The sequence below is a fragment of the Micromonospora sp. ABR4_055 genome, from assembly GCF_056160425.1.
The window spans coordinates 1-20,373 of sequence record NZ_JBSWXD010000015.1 but is presented as its reverse complement, the minus strand read 5'-3'; the positions used below and the strand labels follow the sequence as shown (position 1 = coordinate 20,373).

General features: G+C 70.4%; 23 protein-coding genes. 11 read left to right on the top strand and 12 right to left on the bottom strand.

From position 1 onward, the window contains the following. Positions 1 to 21: 21 nt before the first annotated feature. From ACXAHD_RS06465 to ACXAHD_RS06450, 4 genes are all read left to right on the top strand, one after another. Positions 22 to 1,644 carry an MFS transporter gene (locus ACXAHD_RS06465; protein WP_475049150.1) on the top strand — a complete coding sequence of 541 codons (1,623 nt, stop codon included), beginning with the start codon at positions 22 to 24 and terminating at the stop codon, positions 1,642 to 1,644. A gap of 147 nt (positions 1,645 to 1,791) precedes the next feature. Further along, positions 1,792 to 2,247 carry a helix-turn-helix domain-containing protein gene (locus ACXAHD_RS06460; RefSeq protein ID WP_281553465.1) on the top strand — a complete coding sequence of 152 codons (456 nt, stop codon included), beginning with the start codon at positions 1,792 to 1,794 and terminating at the stop codon, positions 2,245 to 2,247. A 3-nt stretch (positions 2,248 to 2,250) separates the two neighbouring features. After that, positions 2,251 to 2,373, top strand: a complete 123-nt coding sequence (locus ACXAHD_RS06455) for a hypothetical protein (protein ID WP_281553464.1) — start codon at positions 2,251 to 2,253, stop codon at positions 2,371 to 2,373. A 69-nt stretch (positions 2,374 to 2,442) separates the two neighbouring features. Then, on the top strand, positions 2,443 to 2,808 hold the full coding sequence (locus ACXAHD_RS06450; RefSeq protein WP_475049147.1) for a VapC50 family PIN domain-containing toxin: 366 nt from the start codon (positions 2,443 to 2,445) through the stop codon (positions 2,806 to 2,808). A gap of 16 nt (positions 2,809 to 2,824) precedes the next feature. Here ACXAHD_RS06450 and ACXAHD_RS06445 read toward each other — a convergent pair whose 3' ends face one another. Further along, positions 2,825 to 3,655: a phosphoribosylaminoimidazolesuccinocarboxamide synthase gene (locus tag ACXAHD_RS06445; protein WP_281553462.1), complete on the bottom strand. Its 831-nt coding sequence runs from the start codon at positions 3,653 to 3,655 to the stop codon at positions 2,825 to 2,827. 394 nt (positions 3,656 to 4,049) lie between these two features. Here ACXAHD_RS06445 and ACXAHD_RS06440 point away from each other — a divergent pair, with 394 nt between their 5' ends. From ACXAHD_RS06440 to ACXAHD_RS06430, 3 genes are all read left to right on the top strand, one after another. Next, positions 4,050 to 5,303: an ABC transporter substrate-binding protein gene (locus tag ACXAHD_RS06440; protein ID WP_281553461.1), complete on the top strand. Its 1,254-nt coding sequence runs from the start codon at positions 4,050 to 4,052 to the stop codon at positions 5,301 to 5,303. 125 nt (positions 5,304 to 5,428) lie between these two features. Continuing rightward, positions 5,429 to 6,625, top strand: a complete 1,197-nt coding sequence (locus ACXAHD_RS06435) for a helix-turn-helix domain-containing protein (RefSeq protein WP_281553460.1) — start codon at positions 5,429 to 5,431, stop codon at positions 6,623 to 6,625. Positions 6,626 to 6,805: 180 nt separating this feature from the next. After that, complete coding sequence (locus ACXAHD_RS06430; RefSeq protein WP_199757933.1) at positions 6,806 to 6,973, top strand: hypothetical protein; 168 nt, start codon at positions 6,806 to 6,808, stop codon at positions 6,971 to 6,973. 10 nt (positions 6,974 to 6,983) lie between these two features. On the opposite strand, the gene ACXAHD_RS06425 is transcribed toward ACXAHD_RS06430, so the two are convergent. The 7 genes from ACXAHD_RS06425 to ACXAHD_RS06395 all read right to left on the bottom strand — a co-directional run bounded on the left by ACXAHD_RS06425 (position 6,984) and on the right by ACXAHD_RS06395 (position 12,709). Beyond that, positions 6,984 to 7,619: a DUF1775 domain-containing protein gene (locus ACXAHD_RS06425; protein ID WP_475049142.1), complete on the bottom strand. Its 636-nt coding sequence runs from the start codon at positions 7,617 to 7,619 to the stop codon at positions 6,984 to 6,986. Further along, on the bottom strand, positions 7,616 to 9,337 hold the full coding sequence (locus ACXAHD_RS06420; RefSeq protein WP_475049139.1) for a copper resistance CopC/CopD family protein: 1,722 nt from the start codon (positions 9,335 to 9,337) through the stop codon (positions 7,616 to 7,618). The genes ACXAHD_RS06425 and ACXAHD_RS06420 overlap by 4 nt, the downstream gene beginning before the upstream one ends. Positions 9,338 to 9,339: 2 nt before the next feature. After that, positions 9,340 to 10,065 (bottom strand): YcnI family copper-binding membrane protein, encoded by a 726-nt coding sequence (locus ACXAHD_RS06415; protein ID WP_281553457.1) that lies wholly within the window; start codon positions 10,063 to 10,065, stop codon positions 9,340 to 9,342. A gap of 123 nt (positions 10,066 to 10,188) precedes the next feature. Next, positions 10,189 to 10,881 (bottom strand): GNAT family N-acetyltransferase, encoded by a 693-nt coding sequence (locus tag ACXAHD_RS06410; RefSeq protein ID WP_475049135.1) that lies wholly within the window; start codon positions 10,879 to 10,881, stop codon positions 10,189 to 10,191. 138 nt (positions 10,882 to 11,019) lie between these two features. Further along, complete coding sequence (locus ACXAHD_RS06405) at positions 11,020 to 11,649, bottom strand: GOLPH3/VPS74 family protein (protein ID WP_475049132.1); 630 nt, start codon at positions 11,647 to 11,649, stop codon at positions 11,020 to 11,022. Then, a complete protein-coding gene (locus ACXAHD_RS06400) occupies positions 11,630 to 11,968 on the bottom strand; it encodes a hypothetical protein (protein WP_281567429.1) in 339 nt (112 codons plus the stop codon). The genes ACXAHD_RS06405 and ACXAHD_RS06400 overlap by 20 nt, the downstream gene beginning before the upstream one ends. Positions 11,969 to 12,103: 135 nt before the next feature. After that, positions 12,104 to 12,709 carry a hypothetical protein gene (locus ACXAHD_RS06395; protein WP_281553453.1) on the bottom strand — a complete coding sequence of 202 codons (606 nt, stop codon included), beginning with the start codon at positions 12,707 to 12,709 and terminating at the stop codon, positions 12,104 to 12,106. Positions 12,710 to 12,909: 200 nt separating this feature from the next. On the opposite strand from ACXAHD_RS06395, the gene ACXAHD_RS06390 reads away from it, so the two are divergent. Both ACXAHD_RS06390 and ACXAHD_RS06385 read left to right on the top strand, forming a co-directional pair. Beyond that, entirely contained in the window at positions 12,910 to 13,551 is a 642-nt protein-coding gene (locus ACXAHD_RS06390; RefSeq protein WP_475049128.1) for a hypothetical protein, read from the top strand. An 81-nt stretch (positions 13,552 to 13,632) separates the two neighbouring features. Further along, on the top strand, positions 13,633 to 14,049 hold the full coding sequence (locus ACXAHD_RS06385) for a PRC-barrel domain-containing protein (protein ID WP_281553451.1): 417 nt from the start codon (positions 13,633 to 13,635) through the stop codon (positions 14,047 to 14,049). Between the two features lie 575 nt (positions 14,050 to 14,624). On the opposite strand, the gene ACXAHD_RS06380 is transcribed toward ACXAHD_RS06385, so the two are convergent. The 4 genes from ACXAHD_RS06380 to ACXAHD_RS06365 form a co-directional block, all read right to left on the bottom strand. Then, positions 14,625 to 15,698, bottom strand: coding sequence for an RNA-guided endonuclease InsQ/TnpB family protein (locus ACXAHD_RS06380; protein WP_475049126.1), 1,074 nt, complete (start codon positions 15,696 to 15,698; stop codon positions 14,625 to 14,627). A 10-nt stretch (positions 15,699 to 15,708) separates the two neighbouring features. Continuing rightward, positions 15,709 to 16,119: a hypothetical protein gene (locus ACXAHD_RS06375; RefSeq protein ID WP_281553449.1), complete on the bottom strand. Its 411-nt coding sequence runs from the start codon at positions 16,117 to 16,119 to the stop codon at positions 15,709 to 15,711. A 131-nt stretch (positions 16,120 to 16,250) separates the two neighbouring features. Beyond that, entirely contained in the window at positions 16,251 to 17,198 is a 948-nt protein-coding gene (locus tag ACXAHD_RS06370; protein ID WP_281553448.1) for a DUF6745 domain-containing protein, read from the bottom strand. A 109-nt stretch (positions 17,199 to 17,307) separates the two neighbouring features. Continuing rightward, positions 17,308 to 18,672: an Nramp family divalent metal transporter gene (locus tag ACXAHD_RS06365; protein ID WP_281553447.1), complete on the bottom strand. Its 1,365-nt coding sequence runs from the start codon at positions 18,670 to 18,672 to the stop codon at positions 17,308 to 17,310. A gap of 207 nt (positions 18,673 to 18,879) precedes the next feature. Between ACXAHD_RS06365 and ACXAHD_RS06360 the strand changes: the two genes are divergently transcribed. Both ACXAHD_RS06360 and ACXAHD_RS06355 read left to right on the top strand, forming a co-directional pair. Further along, entirely contained in the window at positions 18,880 to 19,389 is a 510-nt protein-coding gene (locus ACXAHD_RS06360) for a hypothetical protein (RefSeq protein WP_289212269.1), read from the top strand. Between the two features lie 351 nt (positions 19,390 to 19,740). Further along, complete coding sequence (locus ACXAHD_RS06355) at positions 19,741 to 20,196, top strand: hypothetical protein (RefSeq protein WP_475049120.1); 456 nt, start codon at positions 19,741 to 19,743, stop codon at positions 20,194 to 20,196. The last annotated feature ends 177 nt before the right edge of the window (positions 20,197 to 20,373 follow it).

Sequence of the window (20,373 nt, the reverse complement as noted above, 5' to 3'; positions counted from 1 at the left end):
AGCCGGCGTTAGCTTTCCCGCATGACCTCTCCAAGCCTGTCTCCGCAGGTGTCCGCCGGGACGGAAGCCGCTGCGGCCGATTCCGACCCGACGATCCACGATCCGCGTCGACGCCGCGCCGTCCTCATCGCGGTCTGCATCGCGCTGATGGCGGTGATCGCCTCCGTATCCGGGCTGAACGTCGCCCAGCAGGAGTTCGCCGTCGCGTTCGGCGCTTCGCAGAGCACCGTCCTGTGGATCATCAACATCTACACGATCACCTTGGCCGCACTGCTGTTGCCGCTCGGCGCGGTCGGCGACCGGTGGGGCCGCAAACCCGTACTGCTCGCCGGGCTGGTCGTCTTCGGGGCCGCCAGCGCCGCCGCCGGCCTCGCCACCTCGACCGAGATCATGATCACCGCACGGCTGCTCAGCGGCGTCGGCGCGGCGATGATCATGCCGATCACGCTGGCCGTGATCACCTCGACCTTCCCGGACCAGGAGCGGTCCCGGGCGATCGGCGCGTGGACCGCTGTCGCCGGTGGCGGCGGCCTGCTCGGGATGTACCTGTCGGCGCTGCTGGTCGACGTGGCGGACTGGCGCTGGCTGTTCGCCCTCCCGGTCGCGCTGGTCGTCGTGGCCGCCGGCCTGACGATCCGGTACGTCCCGAACTCCCGCGAGGAGTCGGACCACCCGTTCGACACCGTCGGTTCGCTGTCGTCGGTGCTGGCCGCCGTCGGGCTGATCTTCGTCCTGCACGAGGGTCCGGAACACGGCTGGACCGCGCCCGCCACGCTGGCGGGTCTGCTCGTCGGCGTCGCCGGCGCCGCCGTCTTCGTCGCCTGGGAGCTGCGCCGGCGGGCACCACTGCTCGACGTCCGGCTGTTCCGTGATCGGGGCCTGTCCAGCGGTTCGGTGGCGCTGCTCGCGGTGTTCGGCGTACAGGCCGGCATCTTCGTGGTGCTCTTCCCGTACTTCCAGGCGGTCCTCGGCTGGTCCGGGCTGCGTTCCACGCTGGCGATGATGCCGATGGCCCTGCTGATGATGGTCGCCTCCGGCCTCGCCCCACGGCTGGCCGCGCTGGTCGGTGCCCGCGCCACCATGGCGACCGGGATCTTCCTCGGCGGCGCGGGCCTGGCCCTGATGGCCGGCTTCGTCTCCGTCGACGGCGGCTACCTGTCGGTGCTGCCCGGCATGCTCGCCATGGGGCTCGGCATGGGCCTGTCGATGACCCCCTCCACCGAGGCGATCACCAGCGCCCTGCCCCGCGCCCGGCAGGGCACCGCGTCCGCGCTCAACGACGTCACCAGGGAGTTCGGTGCCGCGCTCGGCGTCGCGCTGCTCGGGGCGATCGTGTCCGCCGGCTACCGCAACGCCGTCGGCACCCGGCTCGACGAGCTGGCCGTCGACGCGCCCGACGCGGCCCGGGAGGGTATCGCCACCGCTCTCGCCGCCGCCGACGACGCCGGCCCGTACGCCGACGAGCTGGTCCGGGCCGCACAGCAGTCGTTCGTCGACGGCTGGCAGCAGGCGATGTGGGTGGGCGTCGGGGTGATGGTGCTCCTGTTCGGCTACGTGCTCGCCCGGGGTCCGCAGCGTCGGCCACGAGCCGAGCAGCCGGAACCGTCGCCAGGGGATCCCACGAAGGACGCGGTCGCCGGCTGAACGCGCTTTGCGTCAGGTCGTCGTGCTGGTGGTTGGTGCCCATGGTTCGTCTGGGCGCCAACCACCAGATTCACCGAACGCTCGAACTCAGTCGTTTCGGTTGCCACACTTGCTGCACATGTTTCGACTGCCCTCCCGGAGGTGATCATGACTCTCGCGGTCAGTCCGGTCACGCCTGATCCGCAGTCGGTCGAGGTGGCAGCTGAGGCGCTGACGCGGGTGCAGGCCTACCTGCGCACCCACGAGGAGGCTGCGGCAGCCGTTCGACTCGTGGAGGACGGCGCTGGCGACACACTCGTGGTGCCCCGTGGAGCCATCGAGTTGTTGGCGCGCGTTCTGGCCCACATGGCTAACGGCCACAGCGTCTCGGTCGTTCCGGCTCACGCGGAGCTGACAACTCAGCAGGCAGCCGAGCTGCTCAACGTTTCCCGCCCGCATCTGATCGGCCTACTGGAGGCGGGTGAGATCCAGTTCCGCAGGGTGGGCACCCACCGGCGGGTACTCGCCGGATCACTGCTGGCGTACAAACACCGGGACGACGCCCGCCGTCGTGCCGCAGCCGATGAGCTGACCCGGCTCGCCCAGGAGATGGACCTCACCTGAGTCATGACCTTCGTTGTCATCTTCGACGCGAGCGTGTCGTACCCGAGCACGCTACGGGATCTACTGCTGCGAATCGCCCAGTCAGGTCTGGTCGACGCCAAATGGACCGAGCAGATTCTTCAATGAGGTTTCGCCGCCCTACGCCGGCAGCGACCAGACCTCGACGAGGCCAGACTCGCACGGACACGAAGGTTGATGGGCACTGCGGTCCGGGACTGGAAGATCACCGGCTACGAGCCGCTCGTCGACTCGCTCAAACTGCCCGACCCTGACGACCGTCACGTGCTTGCCGCCGCGATCCGGGCGCGGGCTCAACTCACTGTCACCGGCAACCTCCGACATTTCCCCGCCGATGAGCTGACCGGCTGGGACATCGGCCCGAAGTCACCTGACGAGTTCGTTCGCGACCAGATCAGTCTAGACCGCAGCACGGGACACGCCGCGGTGCAGCAGATCGCCGACTCGTGGCGCAACCCGCCTGGGAGCTTCGACGACGTACTTGACCGCCTCGAGAGATCCGGACTCGGGGTCAGCGTCGCCGAACTGCGCGCTCGGCGGTAGCGGCGAGGCGCCCGGATCACCAGGTGTGGCCGGTGATTCGTTCGTAGACCTCGACGTAGCGGGCCCGGGTCATCTCGACGATGTCGGCCGGCACCTGCGGGGCGGGCGGGCGCTTGTCCCAGCCGGTGCCGGCGGCCCAGTCCCGCACGTACTGCTTGTCGAAGGAGAACTGGGGGCGGCCCGGCAGGTACGCGTCGGCCGGCCAGAAGCGGGAGGAGTCGCTGGTCAGCACCTCGTCGGCGAGGACCAGGGTGCCATCGGGGGCCCAACCAAGCTCGATCTTGGTGTCGGCGACGATCAGGCCGCGTTCGGCGGCGAGCGCCGCGCCGCGCCGGTAGACGTCCAGGGTGATCTGCCGCAGCCGCTCGGCGGTCTCCGCGCCGACCTGGGTGACGACGTCGGCGTACGTGATGAACTCGTCGTGCTCGCCGACGGGGGCCTTGGTGGTCGGGGTGAAGATCGGCTCGGGCAGCCGGGACGCCTCGACCAGGCCGGCGGGCAGCGCGATGCCGGAGACCGAGCCCGACTTCTCGTACTCCTTCAACCCGAGTCCGGTGAGGTAACCACGAGCGATGCACTCGACGGGCACCATGTCGAGGCGGCGGCAGCGGATGGCCCGGCCGGCGAACTCGGCCGGTACGTCGGTGGCGGAGACGACATGGTGCGGCACAAGATCGGCGAGCTGCTCGAACCACCACAGCGACAGCGCGGTGAGCAGCTTGCCCTTGTCCGGGATCGGGGTGGGCAGCACCACGTCGTAGACGCTGATCCGGTCGGAGGCGACCAGGATCAGGTCGTTGCCGTCGGCGTACACGTCCCTGACCTTGCCCGAGTGCAGCAGCTCCACGTCGGCAAGTACATCACGACGGCGGCCGGCGAAGACGGGTGCCCGTCCGCCCCGGGCTGGCGGGCGGACGGGCTGGCCAGGTTGGGGGCTCGATCCTGGCCGGCCGCCGCTTCGTCGGCGTTACCCGGGCCGACGAAGCGACGCGTACTGGCCCTGATATTCCTCAGGAAAACGCTTTCCAGTGGGACGAACGCTACGCGATCAGCCCACACACCGTCAATGCATCGACTGAGGAGGCGGCACGAACAGCCGGACGGCCCGTTGACACCCGACCTGGTCGCTTGTGTAAATGATCGGGCCGTAGACCGGCCAGCCCAGCCCTGATCAGGAGAAACCCGTGTCATCATCCGCCGTATCGACACGCGGAGCCGTTGCCCGAACACTCACTGTCCTGATGGCGGTCGCCATCGGACTCGGCGCCTGCGCCACCGACGACACCGGCGAGCCGACCGAGGACGGGCCGATCGAACTCTCCGTTTTCTGGTGGGGCGCGGAGCGCCGGGCCGAGCTGACCCAGCAGGCGCTCGACGTCTACGCCGCCCGCAATCCGGGGATCACCTTCAGAGTGACCTGGCAGGGCTACACCGGCTACTACGACAAGCTGGCCACCCAGGCCGCCGCCGGCAACACGCCGGACCTGTTCCAGATCGACGACAACTACCTGACCGAGTACGCCGAACGTGACGTCGTACTCGACCTCACCCCCTACGTCGACAGCGGCGAGCTCGACCTCTCCGGCTTCCCTAACAGCCTGGTCCAGTACGGACAGATCGGCGGACGGACGGTGGCGGTCGCCGCCGCCGCGAACACCCCGGCGATGGTGTACAACAAGACGCTGCTGGCCGAGCTCGGTGTCGACGAACCGACGATCGGAATGACCTACCCGGTGCTGATCGACTGGGCCAGCCAGATCACCGCGCTCACCGACGGCGAGGTGGCCGGCACGATGGACCCGTCGGCCGACTACAAGGCGCTCTGGCTCTGGCTACGTAGCAACGAACTCGAGCTGTACCGGGGACGGCAACTGGGCTTCGAGGTCGACGACCTCAAAGCCTGGTTCGACCTGTGGCAACAGGCCCGCGACGCGGACGCCACCCCGAGCGTCGAGCTGATCAGGGCGGCGAACAACGGCAACGCCACCCAGCAACTCGTCGTCACCGGTGACGCGGCGACGTCGTTCATGTGGTCCAATCAGCTGGCTGAGCTGCAAAAGCACACCACCGCCGACCTCGGCGTGGTCGCCTATCCAGGCGACCCGGAGGGCCAGTGGGCGCGGGCGTCGATGTACTGGGCGGGATTCCGGGGCACCCGGCACCAGCAGGAAGTGGTGGACCTGATCGACTTCCTGGTCAACGACCCGCAGGCTGGCCGCATCCTCGGCACCGAGCGCGGCCTCAGCTCCAACCTGAAAGTCCGCGAGACGGTGCAGGCGACGCTCGCCGACGAGAAGATGCAGGCGTCGGTCGCGTTCGAGCAGCAGATGTCCGATCTGTTCGGTCCGGCACCGGTGCCCCCGCCGCCCGGCCACACCACGGTCCGGACACTACTGGTCACGGCGGCGGAGAGCGTACAGATCGGCGCGGCGACCCCTCGGCAGGCGGCCGAGGAGTTCGTCGCACAGGCCAATGCGGTGTTGGCGAACAGCTGACCGGGCCACGAAGAGTGAGGTCGGCCGACCACCTGGGTCACCAACAGGCGGGACAGGCGTAACAACCAGTTACATTGGTCGACGTCACGCCGTTTCGACCGTACCGTCAGCATGGGAGGTCCCCCATGCCGGAGGATTACATCGGCCTGCGGGTCGCGCGGTGGCGTGACATCGCCGGCATGACGCAGCAACAGCTCGCCGCCGAGATCGGGGTAAGCCGCGAGTACGTTTCCATGATCGAGAACGGCAAGCGCGCGGTGACCAAGAGGTCCATGCTCATCGCGCTCGCCACCGCGCTCGGGGTCTCTACGATGGACCTCACCGCGCAGCCGTACCTGCCCCGGTCCCGCAACGACCTGGCGCTCTACGCCGCCGTACCGGCGATCCGCAAGGCGATGGACGACGACGAGCCGGCTGCGGCCCGCCCGGCGGCGCTGCTCGCCGCCGAGGCCGACCGGGCGATGCGGGCCCGGATGGCCTGCGACAACCCGACCCTCGGCATCCTGCTGCCCCGGTTGATCGCCGAGATCCGCTCCACGGCCAACGCCGACGAAGACCCAGTCGCACTGCGGATCGCGGTGCAGGCCCTGGTCACCGGTTCGCTGGCGCTCAAACCACAGGGCCACGTCGACCTGGCGATGCGGCTCGCCGAGCGCGCCGTCCGGGCGGCGCAGCTCGCCGACGACCCGGCCTGCGTCGCCGCCGCCGACTACGCGCTGGCCCAGGCGGTCCTGGCCACCGGGCTGCGGAAGCGATCCTGGACGTTGGCCTGCGACGCCGCCGAACGAATCCAACTTCACACAAGTACGGACGAAGGCCGCGCGTGGTACGGCATGCTGCACCTGCACGCCGCGCTGTCCGCCGCCAGCCTAGGTCAGCACGACGTCGCCGAAACGCACATCGCCGAGGCCGCCGACGTCGCCCGGCGTACCGCTGGTGATCCGTGGCGGATGGAGTTCACCTCGGCGAACGTCGCGGTGTGGCGGGTCGGGGTGGTGCTGGAGAACGGCGAGCCGGGCCGCGCCCCGGAACTCGCCCGCAAAGTGGACCAGAGCGCGCTGCGGACCCCGCAGCGCCGGGCCAGGTTGCACATGGACGCCGGGCGCGGGTTCCACGCCGCCAAGCGCAACGAAGAGGCGGTACGGGCGTTCCTGCGGGCCGAGGCGATCGCCCCGCACGAGACCCGCAGCCGGGCCACCGTCCGGGAGATCATCGCGCACATCGTGCGGGACTCGTCGCCCCGTAGTGGCTCCGACGAGCTTCGGCAACTCGCGGTACGGATGGGAATCGATCCACTCTCGCCAGAGGATCATTCGACGTAACCGCTCGTTACGCAGAATCCGCTTGCAGTCTCGTACCGTCATGAGTACGGGGTGCGGTGCCGGGTGTCAGTGGAGAGCCCCCGGTGTCGCACCCCGGCTTCCGGGTCGCACCTGTGGCTCCGCTCGGCGGTCCCCTGTTGCGCTCGCACCGTCGTGAAGGACTGTCGTGGAGGGAGGGACATGGTCTCGTACGACGAGTACCTCTTCGCCGTCGCGGCGACACTGGCCCGCCGACACCGGCCACAGTGGTCGTGGCGCCGGTGGCGGCGGACCTGCCGGTGTGGCGCTGAACTGCCCTGCCGCACCCTGCACCGGGTGCCGATCAACCGGGGCCACTGGCCACGATGAAGCTCCGCCGTCACCGTCCGGTCAGTCGGTAGCCGACCAGACCGGCACCGACCACCAGCAGCCCTACAGCGGTCAACGCCTGCGCCACACTGGCACCGCCACCGCCGGCCGGCTGATCGGCCGGAGCCGCCGGTGGTGCCGGCGCGAGCACCGCGTTGGTCGCGATCAGCGACGGGGCGGGCCGCTCAGCACCCGGCCCGGTGTCCGACCACTCGTAGCTGTCGCCGTCGACGCACCGCTGCACCGCCGGGAACCAGAAGGTCTGCCCGGCCGTCCCGGTCAACCGGACCAGCACCGAGAACTCGGCGACCCCGGCGGCGATCTGCTCGGCGCTGATCGCCGGCCCGGTCCAGCTGACCCGGCCGGGGGTGACCTCGGCAGCCCACCCGGGCGGCTGTCCGGTCGTCGAACCGGCGATCGCCCCGGCCGGCATTTCGACCACCAGCTCGTCGGTGTCCGCGTTGTCGCAGCCGTGGTCGAAGGTGAAGGTCAACGTGGTGGCACCGGCACCGTTCGGGGCCGCGCCGGCCAGCTGGGTGTGGGCCGCCGCCGGCGCCGCCGACCAGAGCGTCACCAGCGCCGCCGGTGCCAGGCCCAGCAGCGCCGCGCCGAGTAGTCCTACGGCACGTCGTCGGAACCTGTTCATCGGATCTCCACCGGAATAATCGCGATCGGGCTGTCGAACCGGGAGGTACGCGCGTTGACGGTGACCTCCCAACTGCCGGGCAACGGGAAGTCGGCGACCGCCTCGTAGCTTCCGGGGCCCGTCTGGGCGAGCCGGCGCTCCAGCGGCCCGACCCCGACTTCGGGCAGCGTGACAGTGACCGTCGGCGGCGTGACCGGCTCCAACGGCTGCCCGGCGACGTCGAACAGCGCCAACTCCAGCGCGTTGATCCCGGTGGCACCCGGGGTTATCCGGATCTGCACCCGGCCGTCGCCGAGCGCGGCGTCCGCGACGACGGCCTGCTCAACGGAGCTGGTACGGCCGTCGGCCGAACCGGTGGCGGCGTTGTCGGTCTCGGAGGCCCGGTTGGTCGGGTCTCGGGTGACCAGCACACCGGTGACGGCGAGCACCCCGACCAGCAGTACCGCCTCCGCCCGGACGGTGCGGCGCAGTGAACGCAGGGCGGCGGCCTCGGTGTCAGGTCGGCGGGTACGCGGCACCAGCAAAAAACGGTTCCAGCCGGCGATTCCGACGAGCACCGCCACCGCCGCGACCTTGCCGAGCAGCACCAGCCCGTACGTGGTGCCGAGCAACGCCGACCAGGAGCCGACGATCCGCCAACCGAGCAGGACTCCGGCCACCGCCAGCAGGGCGACCAGCAACGCGGCGGTCTGGGAGAACGCGGCCACGACGCCGGCCCGCTGCGTGGCCGACGGGGTGTCGGTCCGCCGGGACAGCAGGTGACCCAGGCCGAGGATCCCGCCGAGCCACACCGCGGCCGTGACCAGGTGCAGCAGGTCGCTGCCCAGGGTCAGCCAGGCCGGGCCGAAGCTGCGGGTGTGGCCGACCAGCGCCAACGCGCCGAGCGCCAGCCCGGCCCCGGCGAACACCGCTACACCGGCCGGGCGGCGGGCCGCACCGGCACCGCCGCTGCCCAGCCTGGCTCCGACCAGGACCGCGAGCACGCCGGCGGCGGTGAGTGCGGCGGCCAGGCCGAGGTCGGACAGGTAGCCGGTCCGCCAAGGCGCCGGGCCGGCCAACGCGCCGACGTCGGCCGCGTCCTGCCATGCGGTGGTGACCGGCGGCATCACCGCCACCGCGACGAGGGCGACGACCCCGAGCCCGACCACTGTGGGCAGCTGTCGTCGACGCGCCGGGATCCGCAGGAAGGACAGGCCGAACACGGCCAGCCCGGTGCCGCCGAGCACGCCGACGTACAGCAGCGCCTCGGTGGCCGGGCGGAGCACCCGCAGGGCGAGGTCCGGCTCGGTGACCGGGATCGCGACGCTGCCGGCGGTGGGTGCGCCGATCGCGAAGCTGAACCCGCCGGCCACCGGGTGGCTGTCCGCGGAAACGACCCGCCAGCTGACCACGTACGTGCCGTCGGCCAGGCCGGTCGGCAGGTCGATGACGACGGTGCTGTCCACCGACCTGGCGGTGACGTCGATCGTGGACCCGGCGGCGTCGAGCACCTGCACGCCCTCGGCGCGGATCTGGACCGGCTCGTCGAAGGTCAGGGTGACCGACGGCGGCGCCTCGGCGAGCAACGCGCCGTCCGCCGGATCGTTGGTCAGCAGCGTGGCGTGCGCGGCGGCCGGGCCGGCCCCGGCGAGCGCGAGCAGCAGACCGAGCAGGCTTCCGGACAACAGTCCGGGTACGGCGAGCAGCGCGGCCCGCCGTACCCGGTGCGGCGACCACACGCCTATGTGGTCTTCCGGGTGCGCTGCAGCGCCAGGCCACCGGCGGTGAAGCCGAGCAGGCCGAGGATCAGGCCGATCCAGCCGACGACGGAGCCGCCGTCGCTGGTGGTGGAGCCGGCGGTGGTGAGCTCGGTCGGCTCGGCGTCGTCGGCGGGCTCGTCACCGGCGGCGGTGCCGTCGGCGTCGGCGGCGGTGATGACGAACGAGGGTGCCGGGTAGTCCAGCTCGTGGCTGTCCTGGCCGTCCGCCGGCACCTGGGCCCATGCGGTCTCGCCCTGCTCGCAGGTCTGGATGGAGGGGAAGACGAGGGTCTCCCCGGCCGCGTCGGGCAGTCGCAGGGACAGCTCGAACACGTCCCGGTGACCTTCGGGCAGTGGGGTCTTGGCGGTGTAGACGATCTCCGCGACCCGCTCGGTGAGCTCGTTGCCGTGGCTGTCGGTGACCGGCGGGTCGAGGGTGGCCATCACCTTCTCGACCGTCCAGCCCTGATTGATGGTGGGTGTCACCGAGTTGATCTGGTCGGGGATCTGGATGGCCACCTTGGTGGTGGCCGAGCCGTCGCAGCCGTGCGGCACCGACACCGTCAGCACGGTGTAGGAGTCGGCGGTGGTGACGGTGGGGGTGACGGTGACGTGCGCCGCCGCCGGGGAGCCAGCGAGCAGGATGGCGCCGCCGGCGATGGCGGCGACGGCACCGGACCGGGCGACGCGACGAAGGGTGGAGTGCATGGACGGGTTACCTCTCGATCATCGGGCCGCCGAGGGTGCCTCTGGGCGGGAGCTTGGTGGATTGGTCGGCCGCCGATGCCGGTTGGTTCCCGGCGGTCCCGATGATCCGGCAAGAGCTGATCGTCACCCGGGTCCGGGGCGCTGGTCCCGACACTGGTCGCCGTCGCGGCCGGAGGGCTGGTCGCCGTCGCGGCCGGAGAGCTGGTCGCCCTGAGCCGGCGCGCGCCACATCGGCCAGATCGGCGGGCCGTCCGGCAGCTGGACCGGTTCGGCGGCGACGTACCCGTGCCGAAGGTAGAGGCCGCGGTTGCGCGGCGTGGTGGCCTCCAGGTACGCCGGGGTGCCCGAGGCGTCGAGCTGCCGGTGCTGGTGGGTCAGCAGGGCGGTGCCAACGCCCCGGCCCTGCAGCCAGGGTGTGACCCCGAGGTACGCGAGATACCGGTGCGGCCGGTCCGGCCGGTGTCCGCTGAGGATGCCGTGCAGGGCGGCGACGCGGTGCTGCCAGATGCCGGCGGCGAGCATCATTCGACGCTGGTGGACGGTGATGTGGTTGGCCGACTCCGGCTGATCACGCTGGTACCAGATCGCCACCCCGGTGAACGGTCCCGCCACGTACACGTCGGCACCGGTGTCGATGGCGTGTTCGAGTTCGATGGTGAACAGCGACCGGAACGTGGTGACCCGGGCGTCGATGTCCCCCACCAACCACTGGGAGACCGGTGCGATCAGAAACGCCTCGGTGAGCAGCGTCGCCGCCTGAGGGATGTCGTCGTGGGTGGCGGCCCGGACGGTCATGGCGGGTGTGGTCGCGTTCATCGGCACGCTCCAGGAGGGTGAGTGTGGGTGGAATGGAACAGGTGGAATGAAACAGCTGGGTCGCGCGGTAGAGGGACTGCGCGGTAGGAGGATCGTGCGGGTGGCAGGTCGTGCCGGCCCCGGCTGGCCGACTCAGGCTCAGGTACGCCCGCTCAGCACAGCGTTGCCGACCGCCGCGCCGGTCCGGCCCAACAGGTCGCGCAGCGCAGGCCGCAGCGCCCGTAGCAGGACATCGAGGTGACGGGCCACCTCGGGTTCGGCACCGTCGAGCAGATAGGCGTCCAGTCCGGTCGCCGCAGCCAGTCCGGCAAGGAACAGGTCGGGCTCGTCGAGCGGTTCCATCCGGCGCAGCCGCAGCGACAACCGCGCCCACGGCCAGGCCGCGAGGTTGATGTCGACCGGTACGTAGATCGTCCGGGTGCGCATCAGCCGGCGTACCTGCTCGGGTCGGACGACCCCGGCGGCAGTCAGCCGCTGGGCGACGTGGTCCGGGGCCCGCTCCGACAGAACGGTCAGCCAGACCCGTAGGCTGGTGTGCTCCGGCTCGTCGAGCAGCAGCCGCAGCGCGGAACGACCGAGCGCATCGGCTGGCGCCGCCGGATCGACCACCCAGACGCGACCGGCATCGACGGCGACGGCCTGCGCGGTGACCAGCTCGGCGAGGACCGCGCTGGCCAGACCGAGCCCGACCGCCCGGGGGTGCAGCCGGGCGCGACCGGTGACATCGTGGTGGGCAAGCAGGAAGAACTCATCGGCGAGCAGCGGCACCGTCGACCACCACCTGCTCGGCGGGCGGCGGCTGGATACTGGCGTGTTCGCCGACGGCGGCCCGCCGCACCGCAGCGACGCTGACCAGCGCCTGTTGGCAAGGTGGATGGTCGGGTCGACAGTCGACGTGGTGGCCGTCGACCCACACCCACTGCCCGCCGTAGCTGCGGGCGGAGCCGATCCGGACGTAGGTGATCAGCAGATCGAAGGGCTCGCCGGGCACGGGACCTCGCCCGTACTGCCACTCGGAGACGGCGAATCGGAGCACCGTACCCGGCGGCAACTCCGGAACTTCCACGTTCTTAACATTGTAGGTCATATATATCGATCCAGCCGGAATCATCGGACGCGCCACCGGGGGCACGCGTCGCCATCCGGAGCACGGCAGGCGATCCGGACGTCGTTTTCTCTAACGTGAAGATCCAGGTCGGGGAGAGCGCTTGGCGGACATTGGTCACGTGGACCAGATGAATTCCAACTCGTCGGCTGCACCACCGATCCGAACCTCGGAGAGCACCTCCCGGAACGCCGAGGAAAGATCCCCGACGGCGGTGCCGGCCAACAGATCCGGATGATGAGCCGCCACCGCGTTGAACACGAGACGTTCGACGGTGAGCGCGTCCACCGGGCTCAGCCGGCAGCCGCACGGGGCACCGTACACCCAGCCGTTGAGCCTGGCCATCGGGATCATTTGCCGTTCGCAAGTTGCACAGAAGAGCAGACCGGCCAGTGGTGACGGATAGCCACCGGGCGACGTATTGAGAGCGCCGACCCGAGCATCATTCAGCTCAGCACCGTCGGTGATCTCCCAGCGCGTGCCACGGCTTTTCGCCATCGCGAACTCCTCACCCTGGGACACCATCGATTGACCGCCATCGGCGGACGCAGATCGAGTCTGCCAGGGTACCCACAGTGGTGCAACGCTCAACGCGCCGGTGAAACCGCGCCGAGAGTTTGAAAACCCCGAAACAGCTGCGGGTTCACCTTCGTCGACTCCTCGGAGGTCGTCCGGAATCCGGATGGCAGCGCCCCGATCGGCCCCCACCACGACGCCGACCAACGAGGACGGTGGACGCGCCGGCCGATGCCGAGACCGGCGGTCGTCCGATACGCTGGTAGGTCCCACGCCTCGCGCGGGTGATCCCGGTGGCCGACGGGATCCCTCCCCATCACCGTCCCGTCGGCCACCGCCACCGCTGCGATGGCCGGTCGCCACCACCGCCGTCGCCGACCTTGATCGACAATGGCACGATCTCCGCCATGGATCACGGGCACGGCAGACTCGAACTGTCCATCGGATACCCAACCAGCCGGCCGACCCGGCTCGCGGTGCTGTCGGTACTGGGCGTCGGGCTGGTCACCGCCGGGTGCTGCCTCGGCAGCCTGCTCGGGCTGGTGGTCTCGGGCGGCGGGGACGAGCCGACCCTGCCGGTGCTGCTCGGCACCGGTCTCGCTCTGGGGGCGTCCGCCGGTATCGGCCTGCCGATCGCCCGGGTCGCCCGGACCGGGGCGTGGCTGTCCGGCACCCAGCTCACCGTACGCGGACTCGCCACCCGCACCGTCGACCTGCGTACGGCCGAGACCGTGACGATTTCGCTCGGCTCCCCCGCGACCACCGATGCGGAACCGAACAGCGGCACGGAACAGAACAGCGGCACGGAACAGAACAGCGGCACGGAACAGGACAGCGGCGGCGGCGCCGCCAGCACCCCGGTGCTCACCGTCAGCGGCCCGGACGGCACCGTCCGGCTGCCGCTGCGCAACCGGGAGGGCACCCTGCTACCCGCTGCCGAGATGATCGCGCTGGCCCGGGCGTTCTCCGCCGCTTCCTGCCCCGGCGCACACGAGGCCGCCCATCTCCTGCACACCATGGACGCCGATCCGAGGGCCCTGCTGCTGTGACCGCCGGCCGGCGGGTTTGCCGGCCGACGGAAGTGGTAACCCGGAAAGGGTGAGGCAGTTGGCGAGCAGGAGGGGGGCACCATGACCGAGGGGTTGGCGAAGCTGGTCAGGATGAGCGACGCCCACGAAATGGTCGCCGATCCGGCCGAGGACATTCGCGGCCGAAAGGTGTGCGACGCGGACGGCAACGACATCGGTAAGGTCGACGACCTGCTGATCGACGAGGCAGAACACAAGGTCCGGCTGCTGCGGGTCGAGCACGGCGGCATCCTCGGTCTCGGGGCCACTCCGTCGTTCGTCCCGGTCGACGCGATCGTCCGGATCACCGACGGCGTCGTGCACATCAACGAGTCGAGTGAGCGGGTGGCCGGTGCCCCGGCCTACGATCCGGAGCTCGTGTCACAGGACAAGTACTACGAGGAGCTGTACGGCTACTACGGTTACCCGCCGTTCTGGGGCGTCGGGTACGTGTACCCGGGCTACCCGTTCTACCGCTAGTCGGCACCGGATCGGGTCGGGGCAACGTAGGCGCTTCGGCGCCGTAGCGGCGTACGCCGGGGTCGGTCAGGCATGGAAGTACAGTCGATGCCGGTACGTGCATCAGCTCGGTACTCTCTGCGATACGCGATGGGCTCGTCCGCAGCCCACGTGTCGTCGCCGAGTGACTCGGGAGCAGCAGATGAGCCTTCTCTACCGAGCCATTTGGAAGGACTGCACCGAGGAATCCGACCAGCGGGCCGTCGTGGAGCTGGCACACGAGAGTTTCAGCCGGTGGGCACTGGACGATCCTGATGCGACACCGATCGACCTCGGTGAGACCGTCGTCGGTGACAAGGTGCTACACCTGCGCGTCCTCGACAGCGACGACATGTACGGGATCGAGGCTCAGTCCCGGGTCAGCCAGGGATCGGCCATCTGGTCGGTGACCCTGCGCGCTCTCGCCACCGGCAGCGCGGTCCACGTCTGGGTGGATCTTGGCATGGAAACGGACGAACCGTGCCAGCCGGTTACCGTCGGCCCGCCCCGCGTCGTCCACGACCTGCTGGCCCTGTCCAACCGGCCGTCGCTGGGGGTCACCGACATCGTCTCGCTCCCTGTCCGGAATCCTCGGGGCACCTCACTGCCCGCACCATTGCAGACCTTGACAATCCTCCCCGCCCTGAAGGGACGGGGATTCCCTGGGTCGCCCCAGGGGGTTCCTGCTTCACCGACGACCGCCCCGTCCGAGAGGAGGACTCCCGGTGAGGTCTCACACCGCCTCCACAGGCAGTCACGGAGAGCCCCTCCGCGAGAATGTTCCGGGCCGCGTTCACGTCCCGGTCATGGGCCTGCCCGCACCGGCAGGTCCACGACCGGACCGCCAACGGCAGGTGTTCAGCCAGTACGCCACAGCCCGAGCACAGTCGGGTCGACGGGAACCAGCGGCCCACGACCACCAGATCCCGGCCGTACCAGTCCGCTCTGTACTCCAGCATGCTGCGGAACTGCCGCCAGCCCGCGTCCGAGACGGCGCGGGCCAGACGGTGACTGGCCATCATGTTGCGGACGGCCAGGTCCTCGATCACGATCGTCTGGGTTTCACGAACGAGCCGGGTGGTCAACTTGTGCAGGTGGTCGCGGCGGCGGTCGGCGACCCGGGCATGAACCCGGGCCACCGCCAACCGGGCCTTGGCCCGGTTCGCCGAGCCTCTGGCCTTGCGTGCGAGGTTCCGCTGGGCGCGGGCCAGCCGCCGCCGGTCACGGCGTTCATGTCCCGGGTTGGGGATCTTCTCCCCGGTGGACAGGGTGAACAAGCTGTCGAGGCCGGCGTCGACCCCCACCACGGCGGCGGTGGTGGCCGGGGCCGGTTCGATCCGGTCGTCGCAGAGCAGGGAGACGAACCAGCGGCCCGCCGGGTCCTGCGACACGGTCACCGTCGACACCTCATTGAGGAACGCGAGGTCGTCGGTCTTCTTCCACCCGGTCAGCATCGCCGACGTGGCGTTGTAGGTGACCCGTTCCCGACGCAGGGTCCACGCCTCGGTGCGGGCGGCCAGCGCCATGTTGTAGACCAGCCGGACACAACCGAACGTCCGGGCGAGCTCGGCGGCCTGCCCGGGGGTGGGGTAGAAGCGGTACCTGAACGCCCGCTTCACGGTCCTGGACACAGTCCACAGTCTAACGATTCGGTCGTGAGCCGTGGGGTCGCGTGTGGGGTGGACGCCGATCCGCCCCGGCGACGGACCGGCTTTCCCTGCCCTGCTCCGCCCGGGCCCGGGCCACGCCCTGCTCCACCGCCGCGCCCGCCGACTCACCCACCGCCGTCGCGGGCTCCTGCCCGACCGCCTCGGGTGCCCGCTGCGCCGACCCGCCGGTTGCCAGCCGCAAGATCCGGTCCGCTTCCCGCTCGAGTGGGTCGGTGGTGGAGCCCACCGCAAGCTTCGCCTGGATGATCGCCCTGGTCTGCCGGTTGCCGTACCGGCGCTGCAGGTGGTGTGCCGGGTTCGATGCCGGACGCAGGGCAGGTGCACCGCTGCCACGGGCAGCACCCGGCGTACGGCCAACGGGTTCATGTTGGTGCGAGTGCATCAGGACAGCCACCGCCCTTCGAGCCTCGGCGGCCGGGAGCCGCCGGGCAGATCATGATCGCCTATGTCCGCACCACAGTAGCGAGGAGGCGTCTGTCCACCATCTGCCCGGCAGACTCAGCCGCCGGACGGCTACCCGAGTGGTCGCCAGCCGTCCCGGTATCCGACCGGGCCGGCCACCCCCGATGCCGGGCGCTGCTCGCCGTGCCGGGCGCCCGGCACCGGCCCGGTCCGGATCACCGCCGGACGTTCGACCAGTACGCAGGTCCGCTCCCCCGGCCACCACCAGCCGGCGGACCGGGCCAACGTCGCCCACTCGTCGAGCTGAGTCTCGTCGGCCCGCCGGTACCGGGCCAGCCCGAGCCGGCGCAGCACGTCGTAGTACGCCACCCAGTGCGCGTCCTGCTGGCCATACCAGGCGGTCGGTACGGGCTGTCGCCCGACGGCCGCGAGTGCCGCGCGGACCGGTAGGGAGAAGCCGTCAACGAGGCTGGTCCGCAGCGCGTCGCGGACCCCCTGCTGCAGGACGACCCGCAGCGGTACGCCGGCCGCGAGCGCCTCGATCGGCGGCAGCACCGGCCATTTCGATCCGGCACCGTCCTGTTTCTGGCCGGCGTCCTTCTTCCAGGCGTCCTTCTTCCGGGCGTCCTTCTTCCGGGCGTCCTTCTTCCGGCCGGCCTGTGGTGGGGTCAGGTCGGGATGGTCGGCGGCCGCGTCCAGGGCGCTGCGCAGCCGGGACAGCCCGGCGGCGATGTCGCTGGCTAGTGGGGGTTTCCCGGCCGGCTGTCGAGCTCTGATCCACTGCTGGAGCAGGTCGTGGGTGGGCAGACCGGCCAGCAGCGGCAGTGCCTGACGTGGTGAGTCGACCCAACGGAACCGGGGTCGACGACGAGAGTGCCGGGCATAGATGCGGGACAGGATGTCCTCTGTGGTGGCCCGGCCGGCGGGCGCGGTGTCGAGCCCGTGGTCGAGCCATTCGCGCCGGACGGGTTCGGCCAGCCGCCAGTAGGCGACGAGCCGATCGGAAGCTGGTGCTGGGGAGGTGGAGCGGGCGGCGTCACGCCGCGCGGGCGCGGTCACCGCGCGAGGGCGGTTCCGCCCTTCCGGTAGGAAGTGATCATGTCCACCATGGTGGCGGATCTGGCCACCGACCGCAACCGGCCTGCCCTCTTCGGCTGGCCGCTTCCGGTCAGCCGGCGAACTGCTGCCACAGGTAGTAGAGCGCGAACCAGGTGAAGAAGACCACGGCGGCGACCACCAGTGCGGTCGCGGCCCACCCGGCGCGCAACGCGCGTGGCATGGTCCGCCGGTTGAGCCACAGCACGAGTCCGGCGACCAGCGGGATGTGCACGGCCTCGATCGACCCGGCGAGGGTCAGCAGGGCGACCGGATTGCCGAAGATCAGGAACACGGCGTACGGCAGGGTCGCCAGCCACACCACGACGGCGGTCCGGCTGATCACCGCCGGGCGGGCCAGGCTGTGCTCGGTGAGCCGTTCCGGCAGCACACGCCGTACGCCGTCGGTGTAGAGCCGCTGCCACCCGTCGATGTTGGTGAGGGTGGCGGTCCAGAACGCCGAGACCAGTCCGACGACCATCAGCCAGAAGCCGACGCTGCCGAACACCTCGCTGAACAGGCGGGTCAGGTCGCGGGCGACGTCGGCTTCGGCGGGCACGATGCCTTCCGGCCGCAGCAGCTCGGCGCCGAGGATCAGGAACGCGACGGTGATCAGCGCGACGCCCACCACGGCGAACGTCGAGTCGAGGGTCATCGTCCGCAGCCAGCCGCGTACCCGGTCGATCTGGTGGCTGTCGAGGTCCCGTGGGTCGCGGCGGTCGGCCGCCGCCACCCCGGCGTGGCCGATGCCCTTGGCGGTGATCCAGTACGAGTACCACATCAGTCCGGCCGCGCCGTTGGACAGGAAGCCGAGCCAGGGCAGGATCTCGGCTACCTGCAGATCGTCCGGCGGCACCGGGACGAACCCGGCGGCGGCCTCGGTCAGGTCCGGCCCGACCTGGATCGCGGCGACGACCGCGCCGAGGGCGAGCGCGATGCCGAGGACTCGGGACACCCATTCGACGCCGGTGTAGTGACCGACCAGCACCAGCCCGGCGGCGGCCGCGAGGACCGCGCCGGTCCAGGCCTGGATCGGACCGGGTACGGCGAGCGCGAGTGCGCTGCCGGCGGCGCTGGCGATCCCGGCGATCGCGGCGATCCCGACGACCAGCTGCGGCACCAGGATCAGCCAGATCGCCCAGCCGGCCGGGCCGGGCAGGCCGGCCAGGCCGGTGAGCAGCCGGCGGCCGGTGACGACGCTGTAGCGGCCGATTTCCCGGGTGACGAAGAGCTTGAGGACGAGTACGGCGACCAGCGCCCACATCAGACTGTAGCCGTACTGGGCTCCGACCCGGGGAGTGAACAGCAGTTCGCCGGTGGCGAGGGCGGCGAGCGCCCACAGCACGCCGGGGCCGATGTAGCGGAATCGGCGCCAGCCGGTCGGTGGTTCGGGTACGCCGGTCGACCGCTGCGGCGCGGCCTCGGTGACCTGGCTCATGCCATGGCTCCTTCGGGGGTGGACTCGTCGGGTCGATGCCACTGCCCGAGCCGGTACCCAACAGGCGACTCCTTCACGCACAACGCCCATCGGCCAGCAGATGACTTCACAGCTGTACATCGGTAATCTTTGATGTATTTGTCGTCACACCCGCACCAGGTGCCGATGACCGTCCACGAAGCATCCGAGACAGCAGAAAGGAAGCAGATGAAGCGCGCAGTCCTGCGTGCGGCGACCGTCCTCGCCGCCGCGATCGCCGCCGCTGCCCTCGCGGCCAGCGGAGCCACCGCCAGCCCGTCGATCCTGCAGCGGTTCTCCGTCCCGTCCGGGGACAACTGCACCTACGGCTACACCCTGGGTCACCTGGAGTGGCGCTCCGCCCCGCCGACCAGCGCGGTACGGGTGACCGGGATGCTCGCCGACCGTCCGTTCCCGAACGACCCGGGAGCCGTCTGCCGCGACGACAGCCGTTACACCATCGCCAGCTATACCGCGTACGCCGGCGAGCGGGTCGTCGACGAGACCGCCCGCCGGGTGAACAACGGCGTCGTCGAGATCGAGTTCGTCCTCGGCGCGAACGCCGCCGTCCGAGGAATCGACCGCGTCGCCATCCAGGTCTGCCGGGTGTCACTGCTCGACATCACCCCGATCCCGGACTACTGCGGCCGCCCGCACACCTTCACCCCGTCGACCGTCACCCCGACCGTGCCCCTCTGACAGGGCAAGCGACTCCGCCATCCTGATGACGCAGATGCATCGACATGCGCCTGCACCATCAGGCCGGTCCGCAGAGCATCCAAAGCGTCGGCGACCATTTGGTGAAACCGCGTCCGCAAGCTGAGCCGCACCGGCGCACCCATGTTTCATGATCGGTCTGCTTTCATGATCGGTCTGCTTCACGTCGACCCCGGGTTGCACCTCGAGAGTCAATCGATTAGCGTCGTGGTCGTTGGTCGTCGTACGGGGCGAATTGATCAACCCCCACTCGCCGGCCGACAATTCACCCCTGACTGCAGGAAATGCTATCTCAGTAGCGTGTCCTCAATTGTTCCAGCACGGGGAGGATCAATGAAACAAGCAACACGGGTGCTCAGCGCCCTGGCCGCAACCACCCTCGCCCTCGTCGGCGTTGCCACGCCCGCACAGGCGATGGCTGAGCCAACGGACACTGCGGTCGCGGTGCCGGGAATCGCGCCGTCGGGTTCCGCAGGCACCGCAACATATCTGGACCGCGCCGGCCGGATGATCCCGATGGCCACGACCACCGGCACGGCCGCAGACACGGCTCTGATCGGCTGCACACCAGAGAGCGGCCGGGACAACACCTGGCGGCAGAAGGCCTGCTCGTCGACCAGGGAACTACGGCCCTACACCGGAAGCGGCGACCGCACCGTCGCGCGTCACGACTGCGACGACACCCAGATGACGTCGTGGCGCAATCACGTCGACGTCGACGTGATCGGAGAAATCGACACCGGCGAGTGGCCGCATCGCCAGAACGACGTCGCCTGTCGCGTATACTGACCCTTTCGCAAACAGGAGACTCGCAGCTGCGCGGCAGCTGGAAAGGCACAGGAAACAGATGCCGGAACGCAGCATCAATACGCGGCCCGGCGTGGGGGGGGGGGGGGGGGGGGGGGGGGGGGGGGGGGGGGGGGGGGGGGGGGGGGGGGGGGGGGGGGGGGGGGGGGGGGGGGGGGG